This window comes from Collimonas pratensis (genome assembly GCF_001584185.1).
GTDB lineage: Bacteria > Pseudomonadota > Gammaproteobacteria > Burkholderiales > Burkholderiaceae_D > Collimonas > Collimonas pratensis.
This window is the reverse complement of sequence record NZ_CP013234.1, coordinates 4,261,552-4,277,881: the sequence shown is the minus strand read 5'-3', so window position 1 is coordinate 4,277,881 and position 16,330 is coordinate 4,261,552. Positions and strand designations below refer to the sequence as shown.

Sequence of the window (16,330 nt, the reverse complement as noted above, 5' to 3'; positions counted from 1 at the left end):
ATTTCGGCATGAGCCTACCGACAAACTACTATAGTTTGCGTCTCGAACTGACGCGTATTGAGCCTTTGATCTGGCGCCGCTTGCTGGTGCCGACCACGATCACCTTGCCTAAACTACATCGCGCCATCCAGGGCGCCATGGGCTGGACCAATTCTCACTTGCATCAATTTCATATCGATGCTGAACAGTATGGCGAACCTGATCCGTATGGCGACATGACGCTGATCGACGAGAAGGGAATCAAGCTATCGTCCGTGCTTGCCGGGAACATACGCGAATTCGTCTACGAATACGATTTCGGCGACGATTGGCTGCACCGGGTGGTGGTGGAGAATGTGCAAGACGCAAATCCTGCATGGAAGGGTTCGCTTTGCGTGGCTGGTCAACGCGCTTGCCCCCCGGAGGACGTCGGCGGAATCCCTGGCTACGGTGAATTCGTCAACGCCATCGCTGATCCCAAACATGAGCAGCATATCGACATGTTGCGCTGGGTCGGCGGCGCATTCGATCCGGAAGGATTCGATATCAACTCCGCAAACTTGCGCATCCGGCGACTGAAGGGGTAATTCTCCTTCTTGAATACGTCAAGACGGTCGCGGAGCGACGCTTACCATTATTCCACAGTCAGTAGAGCGATAAAGAAGATTGAAAAAGGAATTCAGTAGTGGTCAAAATCGACGTTCTCCATATGTAATTCTTGTTGCGCTGCAATGACAATGTGTCATTGCAAGACCTGACCCTGACTCTGCTTACTGGCGAGAGTACTTGCGCAATGCGTGACCCGCGAAAGCCAAGATTAACGGAATGCGCCACACAATTATTGTATTGCGCGTGAAATCATTACGTGCGCATTTCTGTATTTCGAGGGACCGACAACTTTGGAAAACGTGTACGGAGGCGGGTAGCCAACGCACCCAGCATGTCGTCGCGCTCTAGGCTTGCCTCGACGAGCAATGCCACCGTCTTTCGGGGGCCGGCGCCATGAACCAATGCATCAGTCCAGCCTTTCTCGGCACCCGTTATTTCGACGGCATCAAGGATGCGCTGAAGACATTGCGGAGCTTCTTTCGCGACGATACGTATATACTCGGCTGCATTGTCGTACCAACTCGGATGAGCGTTCGACAGCACTTGTCCGGTTGGAATCTCATAGGGCCGCAAGACAGACTCGAGGAATTCTGGTCGCTCTTCGACCAAACAGGCTATTGTCGCGTATCCAAATAACCAATCCACATGGCCGTACTGCGCAAGCCGAATTAACCCTCCTTTTTCAATGTGTTCGTAAGCTACGGAGGGTGCGATTAGGAATAGTTTCGGCGGGAAAGCTTCGATCCGATAAAGATTGACCCGAATCATTTCCGTCAGCATCTCACGTGAAGTTGTGGCTCCGTAAGCGATCATAAAAAGCACTTCTACATCGTGCGGGAGATTTCTCCATTGTGATCCGACCGTCTCCGCAATGCGCGTCCAGTTAATTCGGGCAACAGTAGACCGAAATTTGGCTGGTGACGTTCGCGCCAAGAAGGACAGGAGAAATGAGGCTGTTTGGAACTCTCGAAGATGGGCTGCCGAGAGTTGAGCAGCAAGGCATTGGGGCTTAACCTCCCTAATCAATTTAGCTGCTAGATTGCGTTGCCGTGGATTTGGAGCGAACTGACCGACACAAACGCCCAGAGGGTCAAACACGCGAAGTACTTGCCATGTGATGTCTTGTAGATCTCTGAAGGCGGAGACGGGACTATCAGTCAACAGCTTCTGCGCAGTGGGGACAAACTCTTCGACCATATCTAAGGTCAACGCCGCATCGTGATCAGCCATTGCTTTGCAAAATACTGCGAAGGCCCACGCCGGTTCGGACAAAGGCCATTCAGAGGCGAAAACAACGAGTCTCTGTCGATCGAGATTTGTTCGAAATGTTTGACTCCATGCATTTTCTCGATCAACCCTCAATCCAGAGAGAAGTTCGCCAAGATAAGAGGCCGTCTTTGGCGTAACGGCAGAAATTGTCGTGGCGACGACATACGGATCTGCTGCGCTCACGATAGAAGCGACGAGAGCTCTGTCTTGATTATAAATAGAATGAAGTAATCGCCCCAGCCCAAAGCTGCTCTGCCCACGGGTGTGCGTGATCCAGTTCCCGATGGTTTCTTCGTGACTGAGAAGTAATTTGTGTAGGCCACCATTGATATATGCACCCAATTCACTTAGCAGTAGACTCGCATCTGATTTGTCCTCCGGGTTGAAAGGCTGCCAGATTCTTTCAATAAGGGGCGTCAAGGCCTGCTCCGGTATCAAGTGTGCCCATGTGCCCCCATTGACAGCAAATTGCAGTTCGTGCAGGAGCGAACGCAGGCCAGCAAGGGGAAACGCGGCATCCGCGATGACTTGTCGTAACATGCGGCCCACGTTCTCTCTACCCTCCGGGTTTTGAGCCGTCAGGATTTGAGCAAGCACGACAGCGGCGAACCGTTGGTGCGGACATCGCAGATCGTCCGAGCCAATAAGCATACGTTCGCGAACCAACCATCGCACAGCCTGTTGCGTTTCCGTAGCGTCTACGCAGACTACCTCCAATAATCCTGAGAGCTCGGCAAAACTAGGGCTAGCGTCTCGGGACGCGATCTGGCGAATGGCGGCAGCCGCCAATGCGATATCTGCTCCGTTGGCTCGCGCAGTATCTGCCGCTATTTTTGCCCGGCGCCAACCTCCGCCCAGAATGAAACAGAATTGCCAGGGAAACTTGGCTTTTGCCTCTGCGTCGTCGATTCTATCTTCCAGGGGCATCGTGCCGATGTTGTCGCCTATCTGGTCGTCGACACGTCGGACCACCTCTAGAGTTTGTTTGGGCGCAGATCGGAGCGCTGCGGCTATGGTCCGAACGGCACGCTTGACGTCGATAATTATTGAGCCACGGTATGAGGTATCGTACTCATTTGCATTGTGGGTCGAGAGCAGGAAACGCTTCGGCCCGGTCATCTCCTCAGCGGCCAATAGTACGGAGGGATTAGTGAGGTGGGCATCGTCAATGAGGAAAAGTGTTGGGCTGGTATCTTCAGATGTCTGTAATTCGATGACGTCTGCGCGCGCATCGCTTAGTCTAACGATATTCCAGCCCATCGTAGCGAATTGCATAGCCGCCTGGTAGGCGCACGTTGACTTTCCTGAGCCAGGCTCACCAACGATTCGGACCGAGAAAGCTCGCTTTAGCTCGGCAACTGCCGCGTCGGATTCCTGCAGTTTTGGACTAGAGGCTGCATCCTCGGGGCCGAGTGGACGCCCCATAAGCGCAGGGCCCAAGTCACGCCCCTCGCCAAATATAATTGGCCGCCAGAAGGGGCGGCCATCGTCGTTGGATGTGGCAGCGCCCCACGTTTGGTGGACTCCCCGTTTAACTATGTCTAGAAGTTCACGAACCTCAACCCCGTGTGGCATTGCCAGTATTCCCTTGAGCAGGCCGGTGACATCTATGCCGTGCTCCGGGTAAATCGCAGCCAATACTTCCTTTCGCTCGCAAAGTAGGCTCTCAATGTCTCCCCAGCCAAGCACACTTACGGTGAAACGTCCTGCTTTTGAACGTAAAGTCGAAATTTTTCGTGCCGCCTCTTGTAACGTAGCGTCTACAGGCGCAGTTGTTGCATAGATCCAGTGCTGTAAACAAGGCTGGAAACTTTCGGCTTTAGCGATCTCACGCTCTAGTTCCGAGATGTTCGGTTTTGCACCATATTGTGTTTCTTTCCCTTTGCATTGAACGCCCTGATGAAAACCATAGTCCCCTCCAGGAGAGCCATAGATGTCAACGCCATTTTGAGCCTGGCCGGACCGACCGTTCTTTTGAGCGAGCGGATCATTCCATATTGCCTTAAAGAGGCTATGGCACAGGTCTTCAAACGCGATCCAGGATTTTGGGGGAGGAATCTGTTTGTCGCGGTCATCCATAGGAGAGGGGCTTGAGTCGAATTTGGTACGGGATGCGACGAATGGGACAGATAATGTTTTCGGCCAATTTTGCTACTGTGATTGGAAGAGCAACAAATGAGCCGCCGCCTTTATCAAGGATAAGCAAGAATAATGAATTGGTCTATAGGAAATCAGTTTGAACTGCTTCACGATATGGAGGACGTGACGAGTCATGTAAGAAGTTATATTGCAGTGGAGGTGTCCGTCCAACCTGTAACGGAAGAGTAAAGAGGCCTAAGGTTCTGGTTGAACGCCAGCGTAGTACTGCCAGATACATGCAAATTTAGAATGAGGGGATACTCAAGCCAAATTCTAGAAATGGGGTTACACAGCGCTTACATGGCGCAATGATGAAGGCCGAAAACAAAAAAGAGCTACAGGCCGAAGCGTGTAACTCTTTGATTTGATTCGTATTCTTTGGGGTGGCTGACGGGACTCGAACCCGCGACAACAGGAATCACAATCCTGGACTCTACCAACTGAGCTACAGCCACCATTGCATTACTTCTACAACATCTCAATGCTTGTTCAGCACCAAGACAGCTGGCTATTATACAAACTAACCTGCCGCCTGGCAAATCAAATAATGCAGAATTACGATATTCCTTCCGGCAAGGCGATCGTCGCCACTGGGGACACGGACGGCTGCAGCTGCAACAGGCTGTCGAAGGTGGTTTTGAGCATCGATACGCTGCCGGTGGCAAAAGCAGCCACGCTGCCTGCGCGAGCCTGCGGCTGCAGCAGGCCATGTTCGCCCAGAACCCTGGCCAGCTGGCGGCAGACGGCGTCGCCGGTATCGATGATGGCGACCGGGCTGTTGCTCAGTTCTTGCACGACATCCTCGATCAGCGGCCGGATGAACGGGTAGTGGGTGCAGCCCAGCACCAAAGTATCCGCCCCCTGTTCCAGCAACGGCGCCACATAGCGGCGTACCAGCAGGGCGGTCTGGGGTGAGCGCAGCTCGCCTTTTTCGATCTGGTCGACCAGGCCGACGCAGGGTTGCAGGATAAAGCGGACGCCGCTGGCGACGCTGATCTGTTCCTGCAGCGCCAGCAGGCGGGCGCTGGACAAGGTGGCTTTGGTCGCCAGCACGCCAACGATCTTGCTGTGGGTTTGCGCGGCGGCGGGCTTGAGACCGGGCTCGATGCCGATCACCGGCAAGGTCGGGTAGGCCGCGCGCACGGCCTTGATGGCGGCGGTAGTGGCGGTATTGCAGGCCACCACCAGCGCCTTGGCGCCGCTTTGCAGCAAGAATTCCGTCACCGCCAGCGTGCGCGCTGAAATCGCCGCTTCCGATCTGTCCCCATAGGGCGCGTAGGCGGAGTCGGCGAAATACAAGAGGTCTTCGTGCGGCAGGTTCTGGTGGATATGGCGTAGCACCGACAAGCCGCCGATGCCGGAATCGAAAATGCCGATGGGCGCGCTGGGCGCCATCGGCATGGTGTTACTGCTTGCGCTCATGGAGTTGACTGGTCAGATGGTGGTCACGGGGATTTTCGAGAGCGCGGCATGCGCAATCTTTTCCTGCCATTCCTTCGGTCCGGTGTTGTGCACCGAGATGCCGTTGGAATCGACCGCCACCGTCACCGGCATGTCCTTGACGTCGAACTCGTAGATCGCTTCCATGCCGAGGTCGGCAAAGCCCAGCACCTGGGCCGACTTGATTGCCTTCGACACCAGGTAAGCGGCGCCGCCGACGGCCATCAGGTAAGCCGACTTGTGCTTCTTGATCGATTCGATAGCGGTCGGGCCGCGTTCCGATTTGCCGATCATCGAGATCAGGCCGGTCTGTTCCAGCATCATGTCGGTGAACTTGTCCATGCGGGTAGCGGTGGTCGGGCCGGCCGGGCCAACCACTTCGTCGCGCACCGGATCGACTGGGCCGACGTAGTAGATCACGCGGTTGGTGAAATCGACCGGCAGCTTCTCGCCCTTGGCCAGCATTTCCTGGATACGCTTGTGCGCGGCGTCGCGGCCGGTCAGCATCTTGCCGTTCAACAGCAGGGTCTGGCCTGGCTTCCACGAAGCTACTTCTTCCTTCGTCAGCGTATTGAGGTCGACGCGCTTGGATTTCTCGGTGTCCGGCACCCAGTGCACTTCCGGCCATTCCGACAGCGATGGCGGTTCCATGTAGGCCGGGCCGGAGCCATCCAGCACGAAGTGGCCGTGGCGGGTCGCCGCGCAGTTAGGGATCATCGCCACCGGCTTGGAAGCCGCGTGGGTCGGGTGCATCATGATCTTGACGTCGAGCACGGTGGTCAGGCCGCCCAGGCCTTGCGCGCCGATGCCCAGCGCATTGACTTTCTGGAACAGCTCGATGCGCAGTTCTTCGGTCTTGTTTTGCGGGCCGCGCTTGAGCAGGTCGTACATGTCGATATCTTCCATCAACACTTGCTTGGCCATCAGCATCGCCCGTTCGGCGGTGCCGCCGATGCCGATGCCGAGCATGCCCGGTGGGCACCAGCCGGCGCCCATGGTCGGCACGGTCTTCATGACCCAGTCGACCAGCGAATCGGAAGGATTCAGCATCACGAATTTGGTCTTGTTTTCCGAACCGCCGCCCTTGGCTGCGATCTGTACGTCAACCGTATTGCCGGGCACCAGTTCCATGTGCACCACGGCTGGCGTGTTGTCCTTGGTGTTCTTGCGCTCGAATTGCGGATCGGCCACGATCGAAGCGCGCAGCATGTTGTCCGGGTTCAGGTAACCGCGCCGCACGCCTTCGTTGACCGCATCGGTGATGGAACCCTTGAAGCCTTCAAAGCGCACGTCCATGCCGATCTTCAGGAAGACGTTGACGATGCCCGTGTCCTGGCAGATCGGCCGCTTGCCTTCAGCGCACATGCGTGAGTTGGTCAGGATCTGCGCGATGGCGTCCTTGGCGGCAGGATTCTGTTCCTGCTCGTAGGCGCGCGCCAGGTGCTGGATGTAGTCGACGGGATGGTAGTAGCTGATGTACTGCAGCGCAGCGGCTACCGACTCGATGAGATCTTCTTGCTTGATCGTGGTCAGGGTGGCTAGAGTGGTCATGGCGTTTCTCGGTAAAATTCTCGGTAAAATTTTCGGTAAAATTTTCGGTAAAAATTAAACAATGTAGGGTGGGCACTTGTGCCCACGCGGCGGTACTTTAATTAATGCTCTCCGTTGGCCTGGTTCTGGGTCGCCGTCATGATGCGGTCGCACCAGGCGATCGCCAGCGCCGACAGCAGGAAAGTGATGTGGATGCCGGTCTGCGCCAGCAGCGTCTTGACGTCATAGGCGTTGGCGTTGATGAAGGTCTTCAGCAGATGGATAGAGGAAATGCCGATGATCGCCATCGCCAGTTTGACCTTCAGCACCGAGGCATTCACGTGCGACAGCCACTCCGGCTGATCCGGATGGCTTTCCAGGTTCATGCGCGAGACAAAGGTTTCATAACCGCCGACGATCACCATGATCAGCAGGTTGGAAATCATGACGACGTCGATCAGCCCCAGCACCACCAGCATGATGGTGGCTTCGGTCAGCTTGGTCGGACGCACCGCGCCGTCGATCGTGACCACATCCAGGATATGATCCAGCGAGGCGGCGTTGCCGAACACGGCGCCGATCAGGTCGGTCAGTTCAACCCAGAAATGAAACACATAGACGCACTGCGCCAGGATCAGGCCGAGGTACAGCGGCAGTTGCAGCCAGCGGCTCATGAAAATCAGGTTCGGCAGCAAGCCTATGGCTTTCTTGGCCGGGGACGGTTGAATGTTGCTCATTGGTATCTGTGGGGTGATGACGGTGAGGTAAAACAGTGCAAAAAAGCCTACAAAAATGCTGCGGCAGCGGAAGCGACGCTATTTTACACTTCTTGCACCGCTTTCACGGACTGCGGCCAACTGGCCACCGCAATCCCGGTCAGCACCAGCGCCAGCGCCACGAAATGCGCCCAGCCCAGGCTTTCATGCAGGAACATCACGCCGATGAAGGCGGCCGCCAGCGGCATCAGGGCGGTGAAGATGCCCGCCACATTGGCTTGCACGTGCTTGGTGCCGGTCAGCCACAGCCAGAACACGATTACGCTGGCCGCCACTGCATACCAGATGATCAGCAGCCACATGCTGGCGGTGACCACGCTGAAATCGAAAGACAGGGCGGCGCTCAAGCCGATGGGCAGCATCAGCAGCAGGCCGAACAGATGGCTGTAGGCGGTAATCCGCAAGGGCGACAGGGTCTGCGTCAGGCGCTTGGACAGCACCACGTAGGTGGCTTCGCACAGCACCGCGGCGATGATGAACAGGTTGCCGACCAGCGGCGTGCTGGCGCCGTCGCCGCTATCGCTCTTGCTCAGGTTGAGCACGGCGATGCCGGCGATCGCCAGCAGGATAGATGCCAGGGTGCGCGCCTGCAGCTTTTCCTTGAGGATCAGGCGCGACAGGATCGCCACCGCCGCCGGCAGGGTGCTGGTGATCACGCCCGCGGCCGTTGCGGTAGTGTGCTGCACGCCATACAGCATGCACAGCGTAAACAGGAAAGTGCCGAAGAAAGCCTGGCCGAACAAGGTCAGCCATTCATGGCGCGCCAGCCGCGGCGCCGCCTTGAAAAATTGCGGCGCCATCACGATCACGGCAATCACGAAGCGCAGCAGGGCAAACGCCAGCACCGGCACCACGGCAATGACAGCCTTGCCGAAACCGATGTTGGCACCCACCAGCATCATGGCCAGCGCCAGGTAAACGTAAGATTTTGTGTGACGCATGGGCTGTAGGAATAAGCTGAATGTGCGATGATATCTGATTGTGGCGCTCTGGTAGCGTTAGCATCTCCGTAGGGTGGGCACACCGTGCCCACGCGGAACGCCCTCATTCGGCGTGCAGATTCAGCGTGGGCAGAAATCTGCCCACACTACGTAAGGCTTGAGTAAGTGTAAAAGTTTATTGTCAGCGTAATTACTAAAAGCAGGAGACAGCATGGCGAACATCGAAACCTTTGGCCAGGAAACCCGCATTTTCCCGGCTCCGGCAGAATTTTCCAAGACTGCGGCAATTTCCGGCATGGACGCCTACCGCGCCCTGGCCGCTGAAGCGGAGCAGGATGAACAGGGCTTCTGGGGCCGCCTGGCCCGCGAGAACCTGCACTGGCACAAGCCCTTCACCAAGGTGCTGGATGAATCCGATGCACCGTTCTACAAATGGTTCGACGACGGCAAGCTGAACGTCTCCTACAACTGCCTCGATGTTCATCTGACTAACGGCAACGCCGACAAGGTCGCGGTCATCTTTGAAACCGACGGCGGCGATGTCAGCAAGGTCACCTATCGCGAACTGCACCAGAAAGTCTGCCAGTTCGCCAACGGCTTGAAATCGCTGGGCATCAAGAAGGGCGACCGTGTCGTCATCTACATGCCGATGTCGGTCGAAGGCGTGGTAGCGATGCAAGCCTGCGCCCGTATCGGCGCCACCCATTCGGTGGTGTTCGGCGGCTTCTCCGCCAAGTCGCTGCAGGAACGCATCATCGATGCTGGCGCAGTCGCCGTGCTGACCGCCGACGAACAGGCGCGCGGCGGCAAGCGCCTGCCGCTCAAATCCATCGTCGACGAAGCCCTGGCGCTGGGCGGCTGCGACACCATCAGGAACGTGGTGGTCTACAAGCGCACCGGCGGCGACATCAACTTCGTCGCCGGGCGCGACCTCTGGTTGCACGAACTGGTCGCATCGCAGGCCGACGTCTGCGAGCCGGAATGGGTCGAGGCCGAACATCCGCTCTTTATCTTGTACACATCAGGCTCGACCGGTACGCCGAAGGGCGTGCAGCATTCCTCCGGCGGCTACCTGCTGTGGGCGGCGCTGACCATGAAGTGGGTGTTCGACATCAAGCCCGATGACGTCTACTGGTGCACCGCCGACATCGGCTGGATTACCGGCCACACTTATATCGCCTACGGCCCGACCGCAGTCGGCGCTACCCAGATCATCTTTGAAGGCGTGCCGACTTTCCCGAATGCAGGGCGTTTCTGGGACATGGTGCAAAGGCATAAGGCCACCATTTTCTACACCGCGCCGACCGCGATCCGTTCCCTGATCAAGGCCGCCGATGCAGACAAAAACATCCATCCATCGCAATACGATCTGTCGTCGCTGCGCTTGCTCGGTACGGTCGGCGAGCCGATCAATCCGGAAGCCTGGATGTGGTACCACAAGCATATCGGCGGCGAACGCTGCCCGATCGTCGACACCTTCTGGCAAACCGAAACCGGCGGCCACATGATCTCGCCGCTGCCGGGCGCGACGCCGCTGGTGCCGGGTTCCTGCACCTTGCCGCTGCCGGGCATCCAGGCGGTGATCGTCGACGAAGCAGGGCACGAGCTGCCGGACGGCCACGGCGGCATCCTGGTGGTCAAGCGGCCATGGCCTTCTATGATTCGCGCCATCTGGAACAATCCGGAACGCTTCAAGAGCGCCTACTTCCCGCCCGAGTTCGGCGGCAAGCTCTACCTCGCCGGCGACGGCGCCATCCGCAACAAGGACACCGGCTACTTCACCATCACCGGCCGCATCGACGATGTGCTGAACGTCTCCGGCCACCGCATGGGCACCATGGAAATCGAATCGGCGCTGGTCGCCAATCCAATGGTGGCCGAAGCTGCGGTCGTCGGCAAGCCGGATGAGACCACCGGCGAAGCCATCTGCGCCTTCGTGGTCCTCAAACGCAGCCGCCCCACCGGCGACGAAGCCAAGCAGATCGCCAAGGAATTGCGCGACTGGGTCGCCAAGGAAATCGGCCCGATCGCCAAGCCCAGGGAAATCCGCTTCGGCGACAACCTGCCGAAAACCCGCTCCGGCAAGATCATGCGGCGTTTGCTGCGGGTATTGGCGAAAGGCGAGGAAATCACGCAGGATGTTTCCACTTTGGAAAATCCGGCGATCCTGGAACAGCTCAAGGAAGCACAATAATTCCTTGGATTGATAAATTGGACGAAGTTGCAGGATGAAGCTGCAGTTTTGCCGGCAAATCCATCAAAGTGAGCGGCATGGAACAGAAACCTCTACTTCTGCCCGATTTGTTGCTATAATACGCGGCTTCGTGAAATTCAAATTACACGAAACGTTGTTGTAGTTGCAGGAGAGATGGATGAGTGGTTGAAGTCGCACGCCTGGAAAGCGTGTATAGGTTCATAGCCTATCCGGGGTTCGAATCCCCGTCTCTCCGCCAAATATGTCGCAAACGATAGCAAAGTTTGCCTAAAAACCCCTAAGAAATCAACGTCTTAGGGGTTTTTTAATGCCTGTAACGCAAAAGGTTGCCCATTTGCAGCCACTTTCTTTGGCGGTATACTTCGCGGTATTAATTTATACCTCTAAAAGAGATACCGTCAAAATGCCAAAACTTGTTATTCCGCTCACCGATCTTCAGCTACGTACCGCTAAACCCAGGGATAAACCTTATAAGCTGGCAGACGGTGGCGGCATGTATTTGCTGATCAATACAGACGGCGCGAAGTACTGGCGCATGGATTATCGTATTTACGAGAAGCGCAATACGATTGCCTTTGGTAAATATCCGGAAGTCCCATTGATTCAAGCCCGAGAGAAGCGCAAAGATGCACGTGAGTTGTTGCTTTCTGGGAAAGATCCAGCTCGGGATCGCGATGAGAAAAAGCAGTTTGCCGCTGATGCTGCTGCCAATACTTTTGAGAAATTGGCCCGCGAATGGCATACCAACCGCCTAAGCGCATGGAGTTCATCTACGGCCAAGAACACCATTGATCGTTTGGAAAACGATATTTTTCCGGAAATTGGCAAAATTCCGATTGCTGAGATTAGCCATAAGCAAATGATCGCTGCCTTGCGCAAGATCGAAGACCGGGGTGCGGGGGAAGTGGCGCGCCGCCTGAAGGCGACATGCGCCCGGGTATTTAGCTATGCAAATCAGCACGGTATTGAGAACCGCAATCCGGCAGCGGATCTGAAAGACGTCCTCAAGCCTGTGAAGGCAGGGCACTTTGCCGCTATCGCACCGGATGAATTGCCTGCCTTCATGAGTGCCATACGGGAAAACAACGCAAGACTGTATATCCCAACACGTATTGCCTTGCGCTTGATGTTATTAATTTTTGTACGCAGTAGCGAGTTGCGTACTACCCCTTGGTCTGAAATCAATCTTGATACTGGCGATTGGGTCATTCCCTGGCAGCGTATGAAACGCGGGAAGCTGACGGTGAATCCGGATAAGACCGACCATCATGTATGCCTGTCACGTCAGGCCGTTGAGTTGTTGCGGGAACTGCATATCTACACCGGCGGCAACAAGTATTTATTTCCGAACCAGCGCGATCCTCAAAAGCCGATGAGTGGGGATGCGATTCGGATGGCATTAAATCGCATGGGATATGAAGGCCGGATGACTACGCATGGATTTCGGGCGTTGGCGATGACTACGCTCAAGGAAAAATTGGGCTATCGCCATGAAACGGTGGACAGGCAACTTGCGCATGCGCAGAAAGATAAAATTGCAAGTGCTTATGACCGTGCGCAATTTTTGGACGAACGCAAAAAAATGATGCAGCATTGGGCAGATTATTTGGATGGCATCCTGTTATCGACAAATGTCATACCGTTCAAAGTTGCGTAGCCATTGTATTGGTTGGGCTACGCTATAGGTTGAGTTTTCATAAAAACTAAGGACTGGCTGTTTAGAACATGCTACTGCTATTGCAGGAAGGTAGATAGCGCCCCTTGTATCTGTCGGCATGGTTTTTGTTTCAAGGGGAGAGGGAAAAGTAGGAATGGAACAAAAGAGTATATGGGGGCCACCTAGTAGGCGAACGTCAGTAATAGAGGCACATATCGTCTTATACGAGCTTGCGGACATTTACCAAAAGGCGTTTCAAGATTCTGAGCAGCCATTTAAGACGGCGAAATTTATCGAGGTATTTCTTAAGCCGCTATGGGAAGACGAAAATACGAGCGGGGAGCGTCAGATCGATGAATTCAAGGAAACCATGGAAATGGCGGAGTGGGAAGGCGAGCCGGTAGTTACTTCCGTCATGCGAGAGGTAATGACCCATATGATGATCACCGGGGTAGCGTCTGCGTTTGCAATTCAGTCCATCAAAGCCGAAAAGAATAGCGCCTCGGCTTGGTTTTATGCGTGTGAAGCGAATCACTGGCTTGGAAGGCTGCAAGGCTACACTTCAGGGAAAGCAGTAAATAGTCGGCAAGATTTCTCGCGCAAAGGTGCGGAGGCTAAGAATATGCCAATGCAAAAATTAAAAAAATGGGTTTTCGACAAATACGATAACGGGAATTGGCCGTCGGCGCACAAGGCATCCTTCGATATTGCGCCGGAAGCGTTAAAGAAGGCGCCGATATTTGGCACAAGAATGAGCAGTCAACGTGCACAACAAACCATTTATGAATGGCTCCGAGGCCGGATAAAATCGCAATTCGCTGACTAACGTCTGCCGGCAGACGTATAACGTCAGCTTGCACATGCGTAACGTCTGCCGGTAGGCGTTCTATTATTTCGTTGCCGCGGTTCTTACTATTCGTTCCTCGCCGCTAACCCTAGCGGTCCCTTGGAAAGAATAGGCAACGATGGTAAACCCCACAACAGAAATTAGTAAAGCGCTTCCAGCGGACGGTATGAGCCGCTGGAATCAGATTGCCCCATTTTCCCCCTTTAGCCGCGAGAAATTTCGACAGTTAGTTCGCGCCGGGAAAGCACCCAAGCCGGTAAAATTTTCCCAGCGTTGCACCGCCTACCAAAATCGAGAGCTTCATCGCTTCTTTGCCGATCCATTAAATTATCGGGCCGAAGGGTGTACGGAATGAGTGCAGCTCTACTGATCGATACGGCAGCGCAGTTTCGTGATGCACTAGCGACATATAACCTGCATCCGCCTGAGATTGTGGCGGACGGCGCGATACGCCGTTTTGATTCTCCAGACGACAAGCGTGGCAAGCAGTCGGCTTGGTACATTCTGCATGACGGCGATTTACCAGCCGGGGCTTTTGGCGACTGGAAAACCGATCTTTCCGAAAAATGGTGCAGTAAATCTATTGCCTCGTTGTCCCCGATGGAACGCCAGCAGCATAGCGACCGCATCAAGCAGGTCAGTGAACGGGCGGCAGCGGCTAAGTTGGCACACCAGGCAGCAGCGGCAAAGGTATGCGAAAGAATATGGAGCAAGGCCCGAGACGCGATCGACAATAACCCGTATTGCCAACGCAAGGGGATTAAGCCGTTTGGGTTGAGGGAGTTCAAAGACCGCCGTACCTTGATTGTTCCCATACGTGACGCAGACGGTCAGCTTACCAGTCTGCAATTCATTGACGCCGATGGGGGGAAGAAATTTAAGAGCGGTGGGCGTATCGATGGCGGGTATTACAGCTTCGGCGGTAAACCTGTCGATACAGTGCTCATCTGTGAGGGGTTCGCTACTGGCGCGAGTCTGCATCAGACAACCGGTCATCCCGTTGCCATCGCATTCAATGCCGGGAATCTGGGTGCCGTGGCGAAGAGCATTCGCGCCAAACTGCCAGCAATACGCATTGTCGTATGCGCTGACAACGATCGCTTTACTGGCGCTGACAATACTGGCCTCGATCACGCGACTAAGGCTGCATATGCGGTATCGGGATCATTGGCAGTACCGCAATTCCAGAGTGACGATAAGCAGCCTACCGATTTTAACGACTTGCACTTGACCGAGGGTATCGACGCCGTGCGCAATTGCATTGCGGCGGCGCAGAGGATACCGATCCAGGATGACCAAAGCAGCGCAAAATTGATTAACGCTACTGAAATTGACAAGACAAAAAAAGGGGCAGGAAAAACGGGGCAGAATGTAGCGGGGCTGCCTTATGGCTTTACCATTTCAAATTCGGGTGTGTTTTATACATCGGAAGGGACTGATGAGAAACCAGGCAAGTCGATACGGGTTTGCGCACCGATGCGCATAACAGCGATGATTCGGGATCGCGCCTCGGAAAATTGGGGGCGCGTGATCGAGTTCGATGATGCCGACGGTATTTGCCATCAATGGGCAATTCCGATGGAAATGCTGGCCGGTGACGGTGCGGACGTGCGACGTGAATTATCGCGCCTTGGGCTAGAAATTGGGGCGGGACTGTCAGCAAAAAACAGGCTATCCGAGTACCTGATCGAGAGCAAGCCAAAGGAGCGGGCGCGGTGTGTCCAGCAAACCGGCTGGTTCGACGATGTATTCGTCATGCCGGATCGCACCATTGGCGACAGTAACGAAGTTGTCCTGTATCAGTCGGAAAGCAGGACGGCTTGCCAGTACGTACAAAATGGGACACTGAAACAGTGGCGCGAGAACATAGCGCTACTTTGCGCGGGGAATAGTCGACTGATCCTTGCAGTGTCGGCGGCGTTTGCGGGAATGATCTTGCGTCACGCGGGGCAGGACTCGGGCGGCCTGCATTTTATCGGCAGTAGTTCAACCGGTAAGAGTACGGCACAGCAGGTAGCGGCTTCAGTATACGGTGGCCCTTCATTTAAGCAAAGTTGGCGGGCGACAGGGAATGCGCTGGAAGGCACATGCGCCTTACATAACGATGCGGCGCTGATACTGGATGAGATGGCGGAGGTGGAACCGAAAGAGGTAGGCAGCATTGTCTATATGATCGGTAATGGCACTGGCAAGGGACGTGCCGGACGCGCAGGCGAGACAAAGCAGCGCAAGACGTGGCGATTGATGATTGTGAGTTCTGGCGAAATTGGCCTCGCGCAGCACATGCGTGATGGCGGCAAGATCGCCAAGGCCGGCCAAGAGGTACGCATGATTGATATTGCTGCTGATGCTGGTGCTGGGCATGGCTTGTTTGAAGAGTTGCACGGCTATGAGGGTGGCGCTAAATTGTCAGACACGATCAAAGCTGCAACGCAGGTTTATCACGGCACCCCCGCCGTTGCTTTCTTGGAGCATCTGACACGCGACCTTAAAACATTCACTCTCACACTAAAACAAGCCATGAGCCGCTTTGTTGCTGCCCACTTACCTAGTGATGCTGCAGGCCAAGCCGAGCGTGTATGTAGCAGGTTCGCCGTTATTGCCATTGCAGGAGAATATGCTACCGGCGCAGGCATTACCGGATGGCAGCAAGGCGATGCGGTAGAGGCAGCGGCGACCTGTTTTAGGGCGTGGTTGGATAGAGGCATCGGGCAAGGCAATGGCCATGGGAAGCGCGGGCCATGTTGCGCGCTCGTCTGCGCATGCTTTCTTAAAATTCCTATTGCCGTAGGAATTAATTATCAGGGTCATCGGAGGATCCGCCACGCAAGCATCCAAATGGGCCAATAGCCTGGCGGTTCGCCTGCCTGCTTCTGTTGTTGCTGCGCTGGAATTACAGGAAGGCGACCATATCAAGCCGCTGCACGC

General features: G+C 55.4%; 10 protein-coding genes, 2 tRNA genes and 1 pseudogene. 7 read left to right on the top strand and 6 right to left on the bottom strand.

Translation table 11 applies throughout. From position 1 onward, the window contains the following. Nucleotides 1–8 precede the first annotated feature (8 nt). A complete protein-coding gene (locus CPter91_RS19015; protein ID WP_061941211.1) occupies nt 9–566 on the top strand; it encodes a plasmid pRiA4b ORF-3 family protein in 558 nt (185 codons plus the stop codon). A gap of 274 nt (nt 567–840) precedes the next feature. Here the strand turns inward: CPter91_RS19015 and CPter91_RS19010 are convergent, their stop codons facing one another. The 6 genes from CPter91_RS19010 to CPter91_RS18985 form a co-directional block, all read right to left on the bottom strand. Then, nucleotides 841–3,936 (bottom strand): ATP-binding protein, encoded by a 3,096-nt coding sequence (locus CPter91_RS19010; RefSeq protein WP_061942909.1) that lies wholly within the window; start codon nt 3,934–3,936, stop codon nt 841–843. A 439-nt stretch (nt 3,937–4,375) separates the two neighbouring features. Then, nucleotides 4,376–4,451, bottom strand: a tRNA-His gene (locus CPter91_RS19005). A gap of 100 nt (nt 4,452–4,551) precedes the next feature. Next, nucleotides 4,552–5,418, bottom strand: coding sequence for a glutamate racemase (gene murI / locus CPter91_RS19000; RefSeq protein ID WP_236905860.1), 867 nt, complete (start codon nt 5,416–5,418; stop codon nt 4,552–4,554). 12 nt (nt 5,419–5,430) lie between these two features. Continuing rightward, nucleotides 5,431–6,969 (bottom strand): fumarate hydratase, encoded by a 1,539-nt coding sequence (locus tag CPter91_RS18995; protein WP_061946414.1) that lies wholly within the window; start codon nt 6,967–6,969, stop codon nt 5,431–5,433. A 119-nt stretch (nt 6,970–7,088) separates the two neighbouring features. After that, entirely contained in the window at nt 7,089–7,703 is a 615-nt protein-coding gene (locus CPter91_RS18990) for a YqhA family protein (protein WP_061942904.1), read from the bottom strand. Between the two features lie 83 nt (nt 7,704–7,786). Continuing rightward, nucleotides 7,787–8,683 carry a DMT family transporter gene (locus CPter91_RS18985; protein ID WP_061942902.1) on the bottom strand — a complete coding sequence of 299 codons (897 nt, stop codon included), beginning with the start codon at nt 8,681–8,683 and terminating at the stop codon, nt 7,787–7,789. Nucleotides 8,684–8,894: 211 nt separating this feature from the next. Here CPter91_RS18985 and acs point away from each other — a divergent pair, with 211 nt between their 5' ends. From acs to CPter91_RS27395, 6 genes and pseudogenes are all read left to right on the top strand, one after another. Continuing rightward, a complete protein-coding gene (gene acs / locus CPter91_RS18980; RefSeq protein ID WP_061942900.1) occupies nt 8,895–10,877 on the top strand; it encodes an acetate--CoA ligase in 1,983 nt (660 codons plus the stop codon). Nucleotides 10,878–11,045: 168 nt separating this feature from the next. Then, nucleotides 11,046–11,136, top strand: a tRNA-Ser gene (locus tag CPter91_RS18975). A gap of 165 nt (nt 11,137–11,301) precedes the next feature. Then, complete coding sequence (locus tag CPter91_RS18970) at nt 11,302–12,555, top strand: tyrosine-type recombinase/integrase (protein WP_061946412.1); 1,254 nt, start codon at nt 11,302–11,304, stop codon at nt 12,553–12,555. A 154-nt stretch (nt 12,556–12,709) separates the two neighbouring features. Next, nucleotides 12,710–13,381, top strand: coding sequence for a hypothetical protein (locus tag CPter91_RS18965; protein ID WP_150119752.1), 672 nt, complete (start codon nt 12,710–12,712; stop codon nt 13,379–13,381). A 372-nt stretch (nt 13,382–13,753) separates the two neighbouring features. Then, nucleotides 13,754–16,252 (top strand): DUF927 domain-containing protein, encoded by a 2,499-nt coding sequence (locus tag CPter91_RS18960; protein ID WP_061942896.1) that lies wholly within the window; start codon nt 13,754–13,756, stop codon nt 16,250–16,252. After that, a pseudogene (locus CPter91_RS27395) lies at nt 16,212–16,319 on the top strand (AbrB/MazE/SpoVT family DNA-binding domain-containing protein); the annotation flags it as partial. The gene CPter91_RS18960 and the pseudogene CPter91_RS27395, both read left to right, overlap by 41 nt. Nucleotides 16,320–16,330: the final 11 nt, after the last annotated feature.